Consider the following 15426-nt stretch of genomic DNA (forward strand, 5'->3'; position numbering starts at 1 on the left):
GTTTTCTCTGCGATAGGCTCGGGGTATGACCGAGTCGTCGCACCAGGACCGCACCGCTTCCCACCAGGGGCAGCACACCGTCAGCGACCCCGCGACCCTGAAAGCACTGGCGCATCCGCTGCGCCTGAAGATCCTGCGCAGACTGGCCGCCGCGGGCCCGGCGACCGCCACCGCACTCGCCTCGGCTCTCGGCGAGAACACCGGGACGCTCAGCTACCACCTGCGCCGGCTGGCCCGGGCCGGCCTCGTCGAGGACGACCCCGACCACGACGCGAACGGACGCGAACGCTGGTGGCGCGGCGTGCGCGGCACGGACGTGCGGCGCCCCTCCCGGGCGGGCCTGCCGGGCGCGGAGCGCGCCATGGCCGAGGAACTGGACCGGGCGCACCTGCAGGAGGACATCGAACTGGTCCGGCGCCACGCGGACCGTCCGGCCGAGGACGACGAGTGGGTGTCCGGCTCCCGCAGCACCCTCCACCTCACACAGGAGGAACTGCGGGAGTTCCACGACGCCTACCTGGAGCTGCTGCGACGCTTCCGGCGCGACCGCACCGAAGCCGGACCGGGCACCCGGCCCATCGCCGTGCGCTGGTTCGGGGTCCCGCTCGACGGCCCCCAGGACTGACACCACCGCCGCGACATCGCGAACGCTTCCGGTGCGCGCGGCCGGGCGCCCACCACCCGGCCGCGCCCCGGCCGCTCCGGACCACCCCCGCACCCCCGCACGCCGATATACGATCGCGCTTAGTAGAATTGCTCCGTGCGGTGCCTCCGACCCCCCACGGGATCCGGCAACCGGCTGCATTCTGCGGTATTCACCGGCAATGTCCGGATATACAGGACTTGCCCTTCCCGGTCGTACGCTGTGTCGGGAAACACACCAGCCGGACCCGGAAATCAGCAAGATCTTCTGACAGCTCATCAGGAAGCCTTTCCATAAGAGCCTTTCGAAGGACCGGAAGGTTCGGCTTTTCACGCACAGAAAATGATCCACAGCATAGCGTTGAAGAATTGCTAGATCATTTCCAGCGGCTGCCCCGTTCGGGAATCACGCGCCTTGATCCGGGCAATCCATTGTGTTTCTGTGTCCTGGCTCCGGCCTCCATGAACGGCCGGAGTTCCGCTGCCGGGGCGCCGAATCCTGCCGCCCGGCTAGGAAATTCGCACCAGTACCGCGCGGCAGGAGCGGGGGACCCACTTATGTGCCGAGCCGCACTTCGCGGCCCGGCTAGGGGTGAAGTCATGGCCGCTGTGCCTCGGCACAGCGGATATGGCCGGGCAACTCCAGCCCGAATCCGACAGCTCACCTCGCAGGCGCTAGGAGAGGACACCCCCATGTCTCGTGGCCTTCACGCCCGTCATCCGTTCCGCGCCCGCCGCCTCCGGCTCTCGATCGCCCTCGCCGCCGGCGGTGCGGGCATCGCCGCTCCCCTGCTGGCCGCGGGCAGCGCGCACGCCGCCCCGGCGCAGGTGCAGGAGCAGACGCAGTCCGCACGGTCCGGCGCCGCCGCGCAGGTGAAGACCGAGCAGGAGCCCAGCTCCTACACCGTCGTCAGCGGCGACACCCTGTACCGGATCGCCCTGGACCACGACATCGAGGGCGGCTGGAACACCCTCTACGAGGCCAACAAGAAGACCGTCGGCGGCGACCCGGACCTGATCCTGCCCGGTCAGAAGCTGACGCTGGACGCCGCCTCGAAGCCTGCTGAGAACAGCGACGCCACGCCCGAGCGCGCCGACCGCAGCTCGGCCGAGCGCACCGGCGGCGTGCACAAGACCCAGTCCACCAATCTGGACGGCTGGATCAACGAGGCGCTGACCATCATGAAGCAGCACGGCATTCCCGGCACCTACGAGGGCATCCACCGCAACATCATCCGGGAGTCCGGTGGCGACCCCAACGCCATCAACAACTGGGACATCAACGCCCAGAACGGCACGCCCTCCATCGGCCTGCTCCAGGTCATCAAGCCGACCTTCGACGCCTTCCACGTCGAGGGCACCGCCTACGACCAGCGGGACCCGGTCGCCAACATCGTCGCGGCCTGCAACTACGCCGCCGACCGCTACGGCTCGATCGACAACGTGAACGGCCCCTACTGAGCCGAAGCACCCATGCGGCGACTGCCCGCCACCCTCGCGGTGGCGGGCAGTCGCCGTCTCGGCACCACCGGCCGGCGGGCCACCAGGGGGCGCCCTCCCCCGCCCCGGTCGCCGTACGCACCGGAGCGTGCACCCTCCGTCCGACGCCCGCCGCGCCGCGGCCGGCGTTCACCCGAACACCGCTTTCCTCTGGCGCGGGTACGCCCGAATGGCCACCGTCGAGCCATGAGCGAGAACAGAAATATTGTGAGCGTGATAACGCCCGCTTACAATGCGTTGCCCTGCATCGAGCGCTGCGTCGAATCGGTCGCACACCAGTCCTTCGACTCCGGCGCCACCGAGATGATTGTCGTCGACGACGGCTCGACCGATGGCACCTCCGCCATTTTGGATCGGCTGTCCGCACAGTATCCGAGTCTTCTGCGGGTGATCCGCCAGGAGAACTCCGGGAGCCCCTCGGGTCCGCGCAATGTCGGTCTGGATCTCGCGAGCGGTCGGTACGTATTCTTCCTCGATGCCGACGACTACCTGGCCCCCGAAGCCCTTCAACGGCTCACGACAGCGGCCGAGGTGAACGCATCCGATGTCGTACTCGGCCGAATGGCCTCGGAAGGACGCCGGGTGCCGCGCTCCATGTTCCGCGCGAACCAGGCCGATGCCGATCTGTTCACCTCCCGCGTCTACTGGGCGCTTTCCGCGCAGAAACTCTTCCGCAAAGAGCTGCTCGACCGGCTGCAGTTGCGCTTCGACACCGGTCTGCGGATCGGCGAGGACCAACCCTTCACCGCGCTCGCCTACTTGCGGGCCCGCCGTATCTCGGTGGTCGCCGACTACGACTGCTACTACCTGGTCCGACGCCCCGACGGCCGGCATCTGACCGCCACGGGCAGCACCGAGCCGGTACTCGATGCGCTGCACAGGGTCTGCGAGTTGCTGCGGGCCGAGCTTCCGCCCGGGCAGCGGCGCGACGCCCTGCTGGAGCGGCACTTCGCCGTCGAACTCCGGGACGTCTTCCGGTTCCTCGGCCGGGAGGCGGATCCGGCCGTCCAGCAGCGCGAGTTCGCCCGTGTGCAGGAACTTCTCGCCCGACACGAAGACGACTCCTTCTGGCACCGGCTGGCCCCCGTCCAGCGCCTGCGCTGCCATCTGGCCCGGCACGGGCATCTCGGGGAACTGCTCACCCACACCCTTTCCGCCGACGCGCACATGCCGTTCAGTGTCCACATCTCCCGGGGAACGGCACTGGCCCACTACCCCCCGCGGGGGGAACACCGCGCCCGGGGTCCGGCCGCGTCCTTCGACGTGACGGACCGTCTCACGCTCAGCCACCACATCTCCCACTTCTCCTGCACCGGCACCCGGCTGCGGCTGACCGGACGCGCCCGCCTTGAGCAGGCCGAGCCCGCCGACCGGCAGGCGGTCGAGGTCTTCCTGCAGCACCGGGACGGGCCGTGGCGACGCCACGCGCGGACCCGTCTGGCGGGCGAGTTCTTCGAGGCCGACCTGGATCTCCTCGACGAGCCGGGCGACGGGGTGCCGCCCGCCGACGGCTGCTGGGACCTGTATCTGAGCCTGACCGTGAACGGACTGACCAGGACGGTCCGGCTGGGCAACCGACGCGATCAGGACGCCGGACGCTGCCCGTTCACGTATTTGACCGACGACGGTGAGGGCCGCATCCGGACGGTCAGGCTGTACGCCACCACCCACGGCAATCTCACCCTGCGCCTGGAGCACGTCCCGGCAGGACGGCTGAGCAGGGAGCTGCGGCTCGATGTGGAAGCACCGGTCTGGTGCGGCCCGGTGCTGCGCCTGCACGGCAGCACCAACCTCGTGGCCCCTCCGACGGGCAGCGTCCTCGTACAGCTGGCCTCCCGCAGCGGCTCCGCCGACTTCCCCCTGGTGATCGAGGACGACGGCCGGTTCTCGGTGGAACTGCCCCTGGACGTGCTGTCCTCGGGGCGGTGGGCGGCGGCGCTGCGGATAGCCGCGGCCAACTGGCAGCACACGCGGCCCCTGCGGCAACCGGTCCTGCCGGCCGGCTCGGCACGCTGGCGCCAAAGCCTCATGCCCCGATACGCGAAACCGGTGGCCGGCGACCCGCTGACGCTGCGCGTGGACCGGGTACGTCCCACCCGCGGACTGCGTCGCCGGTTCGCGCAGCCGGCTGCCCTCCCGGCCGGGCCGGCCGCGCAGCGGGCCGGCGGAGCGAGTCCGGGCGGTCGGGAGGCTGCCTGATCCCGGCAACCCGCCCGTGGAACCGTCCGGAATGCACGCCGGCCGCCGGTCCGCCGCCGGGCTATGGCGTGTGGAAGTCCACCTCCGGGTTCTCCCGCGAGGGGCCGTCCAGCAGCGGTCGCGCACGTCCCCGCAGCTGCCGGTCGAAGAAGGCCGTCACATAGCGGGTGGTGATCTCCCCGGAGCGCTTTCCGGACAGCGGGGCCTCGGGGTCGGTGACCCCGGCCTGACCGCCGAGGATCGGCAGGTCGATGAAGGTGAAGTGCCCGGATCCGGCCACCGTCAGCCAGCGCTTCCAGCCGTGCAGGCGCTGCCAGGTCCGCGGCCACGTCGCGTCGGCCGCATGCGGGGTGTGGCCCTTCCGAGTGCCGAGCATCAGCGTCGGCCGGCCCAGACCCGCCCGCGGCACGGGCGCGAAGAAGGTGCCGTCCAGATTCGCGGCGGCCCGGATCCGGCGGTCGGCACCCGCTGCCACCGCTGCCGCGTTGCCGCCCAGTGAGTGGCCGGCGGCGCCGATGCGACGGGGGTCGATCAGCGCCGCCCAGCGTGCGGACCCGCGCCCCGCGCCGCTCCGCACGCCCTTACCCGCGTCCGTCAGCCTGTCGACGACGAAAGAGATGTCGGCTGCCCGGTCGCGCGCGGCCCGGGCGAGCCGCTTCTTCTCCTCCTCGTCGTCCGGCTCGTCCTCGACGGTCTCGCACGCGACACAGGTGAGCGTGCGTCGGCCGGCCGGGCCGGTGAAGGTCGTGCCGAAGGATTCGTAGGCGTGGTCGAGCACGGCGACGACATAGCCGTGGGAGGCGAGTTCCTCCGCCAGCGTGGTGAGCGTCGCGCGGTGCAGCGAGAACCCCGGCGAGAGCACGATCAATGGATGCTTCCCCGCGGCCGGTCGGGCCCCGGTGCGGGCGTTCGTGCGCACCGAGGCGAGTCTGTCCGCCGGGAAGGCCGCATCGAGCTTCAGCCCCTTCAGCAGTAGCTCCGCCTCCCGGACCGACAGGTAGCGGGCGCCGGCACCGCGGCCGCCGCCGTGCCGGGCCGGATAGAAGACCGAGGCCATCAGCCGGCGGGGACCCGCGGAGGGCACCCAGGGGTCGCGGCGCTTCTCGTCGGTGAGTTGCAACGTGTCGCGTCCGACCGGCCAGCGGCCCGTGGGCCGGGGGACGGACAGCCGGTCGGCGCGGTTCGAGACAGCGGCGGCGGACGCCCGGCCGGTTGGCGCGCCGTCCGCCGGGGCCCCCTCGGCGGAGGCGCGGGCCGTGGCCGCGGGGGCGAGCAGTGCGGCGGCCAGCAGGGCTGCCGCCGCGCGGTGTGTACGGATCATGTCCGGCAGCGTAGGAACCCGTACACCGCGCCCGGCACCGGCGAAAGCCGGTACCGTCCGTGCACTTTCGGCAGATGCGGCGCGGGCCGGGGGAACGGGCGCGGCCGGTCGCCCACCGCCGCGGCGGTCGGTCCCGGAGTCGGACCTGGGGAGTGCACGCCTGCCCTCTCGGCAGGCGCGGCAGCGCCACACTCGGCATCCGGGGCGACACCTTCGCCGGTCACCTGGCCGGCGCGAAGCCGGACGGCATCCCCTTCGACCCCGACGGCTGAGCCCGGGCCCGGACTCCGGCCGCAGCGCGCCGGGCGCAGCGACACGCCTCTCCCGGCGGACAGGTCCCGACGAGGAGCCGGCGGGCGGGCACCTTGCCTGCCGGATCCTCCGCGCATCGCCGGACCGGGTCGGCCCGGGCCAGCCCGGCGTTCGACAGGCCTGACCCGCGCGCCGGTCGGGTCAGACCTCCAGGTTCGCCTCGATCCGCCGCAACTGGTGCCGCGCCATGGCGAGGTTGGCCTTGCCGGCGTCCAACGCGATGTAGAGGAAGAGGCCGTTCCCGCTCTTCGCCCGCAGCAGACGGATCAGATGGTACTGCTTGCTGAGAGTGATCAGGATGTCCTCGATCTCGTCCTTGATACCCAGGTGCTCCATCGTGCGCAGTTTGGACCGCACGACATCCGTGTTCCCGGCGGCGGCGACCTCGAGGTCGAATTCCTTGCCCCCGCCGAGGGTGCCCAGGGCCATACCGCTGGTGTAGTCGACCAGGGCCACCCCGATCGTGCCGTCGATGCTGCTCATCGCTTCCTTGAGGGAAGCATCGGTATTCGACATGGTGTCCTGCTGTCCTTTCGTCGGTGCGTTGATCGACCCGGTGGGCTTCACCCGGGGTGCGTCGTGCGGTGTGCGTCCCGCGGGCGGTCCGGTGAGTCGTGCGGTGCGGATCGTTCGGTCGTGCGGCGGTCGTCACTCCGCGGCCGGGGCGTTCCGGCGGCGGCGCTCCAACGGCAGACGGCGGCGCTCCAGCGGGGGCCGGTATTCGGGCGGCGGGCGGTCCCCGGCCGGGTGCGGAGCCGCCGGGCCCTGGACGGCCGTCACGAGTTCACCGATCCGCGCGGCTGTGCGGCGCCCCTCCAGATGCAGTCGGCCGACATTGATCCAGTCGTCCGCGAGCAGCGTCAGCACCGCGGACGACCCCGCCGCGTACGTGGCGACGTACCCGAGCTCTCCGTGGATCAGCAACTCGCGGAAGGCGCCGCGTGCCGTGGCCTCGTTCATCCGGAAGGCCAGGCCGAGCGCGGCGGCGGTGAGCGCGGCGAGCGGCTCCGCCTCCGGGCGCTCCCCCGTCCGGGCCGGCGCCATGTCCTCGGCCAGCACGAAGCCGTCCACGGTCGCCGCCAACGCACCGGCGACCTGCGGAACCCTGGCCCGCAGTCCGCGCAGTTCCTCGCCCACGCCCTGCTCCGCCGCCATGCGCACTCTCCTCTCGGCCCGCTGCCGGAATCCCTTGATCACAATGCCTCCAGCGCGTCCCGGAGCCGGCGCAGCAGGGCGATGTCCGGCTCCGCGAACACCGGCCCCGGTGGTCCGGCAGGAGGCGTCCCGCCGTCGGCGGCTGCGGTGTTCGCACCCGGGGGTCCGCCTTCCGGGTGCGGGTACCGGTCCGGCACACCTGCCGCCGGGCGATCCTGCGGCGCCGGGGCCACCAGGCCCGCTGCGGCCAACCGGCGCAGCTCCACGAGTGTGTGGAAGGCGGGCCGCCCGAGTGCGCGGGCGATGTCCGTCGGGGTGCGGAGGCCGTCGGCCAGTTCCAGGATCCGAAGCTGCCGGACCGGTACGGCCCGCAGCCGGCTGCTCTGTCCGGGCGCGGCAGCGGACCGTACCTGCCGCCCGGTCGGGTTCGGTCGCGCGGTCCGCGGCACTGCACCGCTCCGCACCACCGGGTCGGCCGGGTGCCCGGGCGGGGCGGCGGCGCCGGTCGGCACGGGCGGCAGGACATCCAGGCGCGCGTCGGGCCAGATCCGGTCCAGAAAGGCCAGCCGACGCACCGTCTCACGCTCCACCACCAGCGGCACGACGCCCCCGCGGGCTCCGAGCCAGTGCCGGACCCCGCGCCGGAACCTGCCGGGCCCGCCATCGGGCGCCAGCACGAAGAAGGCCGCGTCGTACAGCGCGACACCCTGGCACAGTTCCAGTACTCCGGCGGGGACGCGGCCGGAGGCCACCAGATGCCGTGCGCCGCCGTCCCGCCCCGCCTGGGTCCTCGCCGCTTCCCAGCACGTCCGGGAGAGGGCGCAGCCCCGGCTCAGCAGGATCTCCAGCCCCGTGGCCGCCGAGCTCTCCGCGTGCACGATGTGGCCGTCGACGAGGAAGAGGGTGCCCCCCGCGCGGGTGAAGGCGCCGGTGGCGCGCTCGGCTGCGAGCCGGTGCAGCGTCGAGGGAGCAGGCGTCCGGCGAGGTCGAGCCGGCACGGTGTCCGCGTATGCGGCACCGGGACACGCGGTGCCGTGCGGCACCGGGCCGCCGTTGCGCGTCGCGGGCGGGTGCCCGGCCGGGCCGTGCGGTGCCGCAGGGGTCGGTAACGGGCGGGGCGGGTCCTCCGGCGGGGGGTCCGGGCGCTCCGCCCCGCTGCCGGGCGGTTCGGGGCCGGAGCGCGGCCGGGGCTCCGGCACGGGGACCGCTCCCATCAGAGCACCATCCGACCCGCGATCTCCGCCAGCCGTATCCGGGCCAGCGCGAGATTGCCCTCGTCCCGGGCGAGCCACAGGTGGAGGAAGAGCGTGCCGTCCAGGGCGCCGGTCACGAACCGCAGCAGGTGGTAACTGTCGCTGTTCGTCGCGATGATGTCCTCGACGGCCGGGGCCGTGCCGCCGCGGTGCGCGGCGGGACCGGAGAGGTGCGGAGTGCCGGGAGGGGCCGGTGGGAAAGGGTGGCCGGAGGCGGCTTCCGGGCCGCCGGGGCCCGGGCCGTTGTCGTGTCCGGGAGAGCCTGCCTGAGGAACCTGCGGAGGCGTATCGGGGGTCGCCGTCGCGGGGTCGCCCGGGGGGCCGAGTGCGGAGAGCGGGCCGAGCGAGCGGTACTCGGCGACCATCCGGGCAAGTTCGGCCGTCTCGCAGGCGGCCGCCTCGTGGTCCCCGCCGGGCGGCTCCCCGGCGACGCCGAGCGCCAGTCCGCTGATCCAGTCCACCACGGCGGCGCAGCGGGCGCCTGGCAGCCGCATCGCCTCCAGGAGGCACTCATCGATTCCGGGCACGCTGCACTCCCTCCCCGGCACACCGCATCGCTACCGAAACCGCCCGGCCACGGACAGTGAGGCTCACACTACGCATGCGCCTGGCGGAGTAGCGCGTGTTCCGGCATTTTCCCGGGGAACATGCCAAGACAGCCTCGAAGTTGGCCAAATCCTTTTGAAAGAAAGTCAATTCAGGGCAACTTCTGATCGACCCAGATCGAGTCTTGAAGCGTGCGGAATGTCCGGCTCGACCCACCACACGAGTGCCGCCGACTCCCCGCTCCGCGCTCAAGACGTCGCGGACCCCGGCACCCAAGCCCTTCGAAGGCCGCGGAAAGCCAACCGGGTACGCGCCGCCCACCGCCAAGCCGGACGTGCGACCCACACCGTGCAGCCCACACCGCCCCCGCCGAACCGGCCGACGCTCAGGCGGCGGCCCGCCGCGGAGCGAAGGAGGTGGCATATGCGACGGTGACCAGCACCAGCACCATCGGCACCAGCATGGCCACGCGGTAGTTCCAGACCTCGCCGAGCGCTCCCACCAGGGGCGAACCGATGAGGAAGCCGACGTAGTTGAAGATATTGAGGCGGGCGACGGCGGAGTCCGAGGCCCCCGGGAAGAGCCGCCCCGCAGCCGCGAAGGTCTGCGGGACGAGCACGCACAGCCCGAGCCCGAGCAGCGTGAATCCGAGCATGCCCGTTCCCGGGCCGGGGGCAGCCGCCACCGTGCCGAACCCGAGCGCGGCCAGCAGCGCTCCCGCGCGGACGACGGCCGCGGCGCCGAATCGCCGTACACCCAGGTCGCCGAGAGAGCGGCCGAGGAGCGTCGTCACCATGTAGACGTTGTAGGGGACGGTGGCGAGCTGCTCCGAGCTGCCCAGCACATCCTGGAGATACTTCGCGCTCCAGTTGGAGACGGTGGAGTCCCCTATGTAGGCGAAGGTCATGACCAGGCACAGCGGCAGCAGCAGCCGGAAGGCGGCCACCGACTGCCCGGTCCCGGCAACGCCGGGGCCCTCGTCCGGCTCCCGGCCGCGGCCGGCGTCCAGGTACCACCGGCTGCCCAGCAGGGCGGCGGGCAGCAGCACAGCGGCGACGGGCAGACAGGACCCGAGGAGCGGCACCTGCCCGCGCGCGCCCACCCAGGCCAGCGTCGCACCCGCGATCCCGCCCAGGCTGTACGCCGCGTGGAAGCCCAGCATGATGCTGCGTCCGTAGCGGTGCTGAAGGCTCACCCCGAGCATGTTCATCGAGGCGTCCAGCGCCCCGACGCCGAGCCCGAAGACCGCGAGCGCCACCGCCAGGTGCAGCACGGCGTCTCCCGCCGCGACACCCAGCAGTGCCAGCAGCACCACCGGCTGCGACCATCGGAGCACCAGGCCGGGCCGGACCCGCTTGACGAGTTGCTCCGCACCCACGCTCCCCGCCCCGGCGAGCACGGGAACCGCCGCGAGGAACGCCGGGAGCAGGGCGTTCGATATGCCGTACCGGTCCTGTACGGCGGGGATGCGCGTGACCAGCAATGCGAACGCGACGCCCTGCGCGAAGAAGCTGAAGGCGAGCGCGGCCCTGCCGTGCCGCATCCGTGTGTCCACCATGGCCGGCCAGCGTATGCCGCACCACTACCCGCGGGTAGACCGATCACAGCTTGGATTCCCGGCAGTTCAGCTTGGCTTCCCGGCAGTTCTCCACCGTTCCGCGACCGCTTTCGGATGCGGGCACCTGCGCGTCGCCGCAGCCGGAGTGGCTGCCGTGCGGCGCCGAGGCGCGCACCGGATCGTTCCGGGGCAGCTCTGTCGTGCGGAAGCGGAGCGTGGAGCCCAGCCTGGAGAGGGAAGGGGACGCGCAGACGGCCCGCGGCGACAGCCACCGGGGCGCTCTCGCGGGTCGGCATCGCTCGGCAGGCGGGTGGGCCCTCGAGCCGACCGGCAGGCCGACGGGAACGGACGGACGGAGCCGAGTCCATGGCACGGCTGCTGATCGACAAGGACGACCTGGTCATCCGGCCGGCCTGGTGGCAGAGGGTCGCCACCGGGCACCGGGAGATACGGGTACCGCTGTCCGCGGTGACGCGGATCGGTGGCGCCTCGGCCTGGTGGCGCCCGCTGCGGGGCCGCGCGGAGCGGACCAGCCACCTGCCCGGACTCGCGCATCTCGGGGTCTGGCGGCATGCGGACGGGCAGGATTTCGTCGCGGTCCATCCCTGGAAGCCGGTCGTGGTCGTCGAGACGCGGGGACAGACCCGGTTCGCCCGTATCGCGGTCTCGGTACGGGACACACGGGCAGCGGTGGGCGTCCTCCCGGACGACCGCCGTCGCGACCGGCCCTTCTGCTGACGGGGGGCGGATCACCGGCCACGGGTGATGTGCCGCTCCTGGCGGCTTCCCGGGTTGTGGCGGTGGGTGTGGGGGTGGTTGCCGGGTGTGGCGGGGAGGGGGTCTGGTGGGGTGGGGGTTGTGAGGCCGCCCATAGGGTCCACGTCACCTACGACCCACCCTCGTATGTCCGAAATGCCGGTATCGGAGTGGGTGAGGGGGTCACGGCCCCGGACCGGCACGGAGGGACGAATACGGGTCGTAGGTCACCTGTTTGCCCGGGTGGGGGGTGCCTCCCGCACGGTGGGCCCCACGCCGCAACCAGACCACCGGCACCCCCACGCCGGAACGCGGCGCCACGTCCCCCCGCGAAAGGTCCCCCGCCCCTCATGCGCACCACCCTCACCGCCCTGAGTACCGTCCGCCCCACCCGCCGCCTGGCCGTCAGCGGCCTGACCGCCCTGGGCGCGGCCGGAATCGCCGCCACCGCCCTGACCGGCACCGCCCACGCCGCCCAGCCCCAGACCCAGACCGCCGGCCCCGCCACCCACCAGGCCGCCGCCACCGCCCAGCACCTGACCGCCCAGGCCGACCACGCCGCCAAGAACACCAAGAACAGCGGCAAGGACAGCGGCAAGGGCGAGTACGCCGACAACCTCGACGGCTGGATCCGCGAGGCCCGCGCCATCATGGCCAAGCACGACATCCCCGGCAGCTACGACGGCATCAAGCGCAACATCATCCGCGAATCCGCCGGCGACCCCCACGCCGTCAACGACTGGGACGTCAACGCCAAGAAGGGCACCCCCTCCAAGGGACTCCTCCAGGTCATCCAGCCCACCTTCGACCAGTACCACGTCAAGGGCACCCCCGACGACCTCACCGACCCCGTCGCCAACATCGTCGCCGCCTGCAACTACGCCGCCGACCGCTACGGCACCATGGACAACGTCGACTCCGCCTACTGACACACCCACCCGACAACACACAGCACGCCACGGAGCGGACAGGAAGAACACACCCCCCACCCGCCCCCACGCATCCTGAGACGACGCGGGGCCGAGCCGCTTCAGCCGGCGCGGCCCCGCGTCGCGTAGTAGTGCGTGAGCACCGCCTCGGCTCCGGATCCCTGGGCGGTGACGATGCGTTGGTGGCGGGCCGATCGGAGGTCCCCCGCGACCAGGAGACGGGGATGCTGGGCCGCGGGCGGGCAATAGCCGTCGGGGCCGGGCGCGAGGTCCCCGTCGAGCGGCGCGGCACGGGAGCCGAGGTTGCCGAACAGCACGCGGGTCCGAACCTCGTGCACCCGACCGTCGGTGCACCGCGCCGTGATCCGATAGCCATCGTCCAGGGGCACCACGCAGGCGTGCTCGACCTCGTACAGCCGTACCCGGGCGTCGGCGGCGACCTCCGTCGTCTTGTACGCGTCTCCCGCCGGGTGCAGTACCTCCAGTCGCGCGGCTGTCTCGGGACGGGTCCGCAGCCAGGTGCCGAGCGGGCGGTCGGCGCCGAGCACCACGGCCGGCTCCCCCGCCCCGACGTCCTCGGGCCGCGCCCGCCACAGCGGCGGCGGCCGCAGCTCCTCGGGGGCCTCGATCCACGGCGCGTGCCCGGGTGTCAGCGCGGTGGCCCCGGTCGTCACCAGTACGGCGCCCGCAGTGAGCGTGCGGCCGTCCGCGAGCACGGTCTCCGCCCGGTCCCGGTGGGCTCGCGCCCGGAGGGCGCGCGCCTGCAGGAGGATGCACCGGCCGGTCTCCCGCACCCGCTCGACGTCCGCGGCGAGCGCCCGGGCGAGGGCTGCGCCGTCGCTCCAGCCGCCGGGAACGTTCTCCAGCGCGCCGATGTCCCATGTCTTGCCGCCGACTCGGCCCGCCTCGACGAGGACCGTGCGCAGGCCCAGCCCTGCCGCCATGAGCACGGCCGCGACCCCCGCCGGCCCGGCGCCGATCACCACCAGTTCCGGCTCCACGCACACTCCCTCGTCCGCGCTCCGCCGCCGGGCCGCTCCCGGCGTGCCGTGCCTCCACACGGTCCCATCGTGCGGGGCGGCCCGCGACCGGCGCCTTTCGGTCCGACCGCCGTGCTCCCGGTGACCGTTCCACCGCCGGGGACCGGTCGCGACCGGTCCCCGGCCCGCCGGCCGCGGGGGACAATCGTGCCGTGATGGACGACGACCCGTATCTGTGGCTGGAAGAGATCGAGGGCGACGCCGCGCTCGGCTGGGTGCGCGAACGCAACGCGGAGACCGTGGCGGAACTGACCGCCGATCCCGGGTTCGAGGCGCTGCGCGCGGAAGTGCGGGAGGTCCTGGGCGATCCCGCACGGATTCCGTACGTCAGGCGCCGGGGGCCGTATCTGTACAACTTCTGGCGCGACGCCGACCACCTCCGAGGGGTGTGGCGGCGCACCACCCTGGAGGAGTACCGGCTGCCGGAACCGCGCTGGGAGACGCTGCTGGACCTGGACGCGCTGGCCGCGGCCGAGGACGTGCCCTGGGTGTGGGCGGGCGCCTCGGTGCGGCGGCCGGATCGGAGGAGGGCGCTGGTGGAGCTGTCCCGGGACGGGGCGGACGCCACCGCGGTACGGGAGTACGACCTGGAAGCCCGCGCGTTCGTGGCGGACGGGGACCACGGCTTCGTGCTGCCGGAGGCCAAGAGTTCGGTCGGCTGGATCGACGAGGACCACCTCTTCGTCGGCACCGACACCGGCCCCGGTTCGCTCACCGCGTCCGGGTATCCCCGCACGGTGCGGCGATGGCGGCGCGGCACCCCGCTCGCCGGGGCCCCGGTGGTCTTCGCGGGGCGGGAGGAGGACGTGTCGGTCGCCGCCTGGCACGACCCCACCCCGGGGTTCGAGCGGAGTCTGGCGGCCCGGAACCGGGACTTCTGGCACCGCGAACTCTTCCTGCTGGGGCCGGACGACACCCCGGTGCGGATCGAGGTGCCGGACGACTCCCTGGCCCGGGTACACCGCCGGTGGCTGCTGGTGCGGCTGCGCTCGCCCTGGCTGGAGCAGCCCGCCGGAGCGCTGCTGGCCTTCGACTTCGACGCTTTCCTGGGCGGCGAGCGGACGCACGAGGTGCTGTTCACTCCCGACGAGCGCACCGTCCTGGAGGGCTACGCCACCACCAGGCGCCATATCGTCCTGGAGACCCTCACCGACGCCTCCTCCGGTCTGCACCTGCTCACCCCGAACGCGGGCGGCGGCTGGTCGCGCAGTCCGCTCGGTGAGGTGCCGCCACTGTCGACGGCCACCGTGACCGCGACCGCTCCGGACGAGGAGGACGAGAACGCGGAGGAGGTCCTCTTCGCCATCGACGGGTACCTGCAGCCCTCCGCACTGTGCCGGGTGTCGGCCGAGGCGCCGCAGCCGGAGACGCTGAAGCGGGCGCCGGCCCGCTTCAGCGCCGAGGGGCTGTGCGTACGGCAGCACTTCGCCGTCTCGGCGGACGGGACGCGGGTGTCCTACTTCGTCGTCGGGCCGGCGCACCAGGAGGCGCCGGCTCCGGCACTGCTGTACGGCTACGGCGGGTTCGAGGTGTCGCTCACCCCGTCCTACTCGGCGGTGACGGGCCGGACGTGGCTGGAGCGCGGCGGCACCTATGTGGTGGCGAACATCCGCGGCGGCGGCGAGTACGGTCCCGCCTGGCACCGGGCCGCGCTCGGCGCCGACCGGGACCGGGCCTTCGAGGACTTCGCCGCTGTCGCCCGGGACCTGACGGCTCGGGGCATCACCGTCCCGGAGCGGCTCGGTATCGCCGGGGGCAGCAACAGGGGCCTGCTGACCGGCGTCATGCTCACCCGCTGCCCCGAACTCTTCGGCGCGGTGGTCGCCGAGGTGCCGCTGCTGGACATGCTGCGCTTCCACACGCTTCTCGCGGGCAACTCCTGGGTCGCCGAGTACGGCGACCCCGACAACCCCGCCGAGCGGGCGCACCTGCGGCGCTGGTCGCCGTACCACAATCTGGCCGCCGACCGTCCCTACCCGCCGCTGTTGCTGACGACCTCGACCCGTGACGACCGCGTCCACCCGGGTCACGCGCGGAAGATGGCCGCCCGGATGCGCGACCTGGGACTGCCGGTCCGGTATTACGAGAACACCGGGGGCGGGCACGCGGGTGCCGCCGACCATGAACAGGCCGCCTTCGTCGAGGCGCTGGTCCACACCTTCCTCTGGACCACCCTGGGCGGCCCGGGCAGGGTTCCGGACTGAGCCGGGGCCCG

The 15426-nt window shown here is 72.9% G+C and carries 13 protein-coding genes, 1 pseudogene and 1 riboswitch; of the genes and pseudogenes, 6 read left to right on the top strand and 8 right to left on the bottom strand.

What is annotated here, in order from left to right; translation table 11 throughout:
- The first annotated feature begins 25 nt into the window (after positions 1-25).
- From P2424_RS16665 to P2424_RS16675, 3 genes are all read left to right on the top strand, one after another.
- Positions 26-625, top strand: a complete 600-nt coding sequence (locus P2424_RS16665; RefSeq protein ID WP_276476521.1) for a helix-turn-helix domain-containing protein — start codon at positions 26-28, stop codon at positions 623-625.
- Between the two features lie 529 nt (positions 626-1154).
- Positions 1155-1331, top strand: a riboswitch (cyclic di-AMP (ydaO/yuaA leader).
- Between the two features lie 4 nt (positions 1332-1335).
- Positions 1336-2103, top strand: a complete 768-nt coding sequence (locus tag P2424_RS16670; protein WP_276476522.1) for a LysM peptidoglycan-binding domain-containing protein — start codon at positions 1336-1338, stop codon at positions 2101-2103.
- A gap of 225 nt (positions 2104-2328) precedes the next feature.
- On the top strand, positions 2329-4341 hold the full coding sequence (locus P2424_RS16675) for a glycosyltransferase family A protein (RefSeq protein WP_276476523.1): 2013 nt from the start codon (positions 2329-2331) through the stop codon (positions 4339-4341).
- A gap of 61 nt (positions 4342-4402) precedes the next feature.
- Here the strand turns inward: P2424_RS16675 and P2424_RS16680 are convergent, their stop codons facing one another.
- The 7 genes and pseudogenes from P2424_RS16680 to P2424_RS16705 form a co-directional block, all read right to left on the bottom strand.
- Positions 4403-5662, bottom strand: coding sequence for an alpha/beta hydrolase (locus tag P2424_RS16680; protein WP_276476524.1), 1260 nt, complete (start codon positions 5660-5662; stop codon positions 4403-4405).
- 453 nt (positions 5663-6115) lie between these two features.
- Positions 6116-6490 carry a hypothetical protein gene (locus P2424_RS16685; protein WP_276476525.1) on the bottom strand — a complete coding sequence of 125 codons (375 nt, stop codon included), beginning with the start codon at positions 6488-6490 and terminating at the stop codon, positions 6116-6118.
- 132 nt (positions 6491-6622) lie between these two features.
- Complete coding sequence (locus P2424_RS16690; RefSeq protein WP_276476526.1) at positions 6623-7129, bottom strand: roadblock/LC7 domain-containing protein; 507 nt, start codon at positions 7127-7129, stop codon at positions 6623-6625.
- A 38-nt stretch (positions 7130-7167) separates the two neighbouring features.
- Positions 7168-8127: a transcriptional regulator gene (locus P2424_RS16695; protein WP_276476527.1), complete on the bottom strand. Its 960-nt coding sequence runs from the start codon at positions 8125-8127 to the stop codon at positions 7168-7170.
- 215 nt (positions 8128-8342) lie between these two features.
- Positions 8343-8747 (bottom strand): hypothetical protein, encoded by a 405-nt coding sequence (locus P2424_RS16700; protein WP_346660128.1) that lies wholly within the window; start codon positions 8745-8747, stop codon positions 8343-8345.
- A pseudogene (locus P2424_RS31010) lies at positions 8727-8909 on the bottom strand (hypothetical protein); the annotation flags it as partial. The gene P2424_RS16700 and the pseudogene P2424_RS31010, both read right to left, overlap by 21 nt.
- Before the next feature lie 404 nt (positions 8910-9313).
- Positions 9314-10486: an MFS transporter gene (locus P2424_RS16705; RefSeq protein ID WP_276476529.1), complete on the bottom strand. Its 1173-nt coding sequence runs from the start codon at positions 10484-10486 to the stop codon at positions 9314-9316.
- Positions 10487-10852: 366 nt separating this feature from the next.
- Here P2424_RS16705 and P2424_RS16710 point away from each other — a divergent pair, with 366 nt between their 5' ends.
- Positions 10853-11224 (top strand): hypothetical protein, encoded by a 372-nt coding sequence (locus tag P2424_RS16710; protein ID WP_276476530.1) that lies wholly within the window; start codon positions 10853-10855, stop codon positions 11222-11224.
- 368 nt (positions 11225-11592) lie between these two features.
- The gene (locus P2424_RS16715; protein WP_276476531.1) at positions 11593-12171 is read left to right on the top strand and encodes a transglycosylase SLT domain-containing protein; all 579 of its coding nucleotides are present in this window, start codon (positions 11593-11595) and stop codon (positions 12169-12171) included.
- Between the two features lie 101 nt (positions 12172-12272).
- Here the strand turns inward: P2424_RS16715 and P2424_RS16720 are convergent, their stop codons facing one another.
- Positions 12273-13172 carry an FAD-dependent oxidoreductase gene (locus tag P2424_RS16720; RefSeq protein ID WP_276476532.1) on the bottom strand — a complete coding sequence of 300 codons (900 nt, stop codon included), beginning with the start codon at positions 13170-13172 and terminating at the stop codon, positions 12273-12275.
- 194 nt (positions 13173-13366) lie between these two features.
- On the opposite strand from P2424_RS16720, the gene P2424_RS16725 reads away from it, so the two are divergent.
- The gene (locus tag P2424_RS16725; protein ID WP_276476533.1) at positions 13367-15415 is read left to right on the top strand and encodes a prolyl oligopeptidase family serine peptidase; all 2049 of its coding nucleotides are present in this window, start codon (positions 13367-13369) and stop codon (positions 15413-15415) included.
- The last annotated feature ends 11 nt before the right edge of the window (positions 15416-15426 follow it).

It is taken from the genome of Streptomyces sp. WMMB303, from assembly GCF_029351045.1.
In the GTDB taxonomy this organism is placed as follows: Bacteria; Actinomycetota; Actinomycetes; order Streptomycetales; family Streptomycetaceae; genus Streptomyces.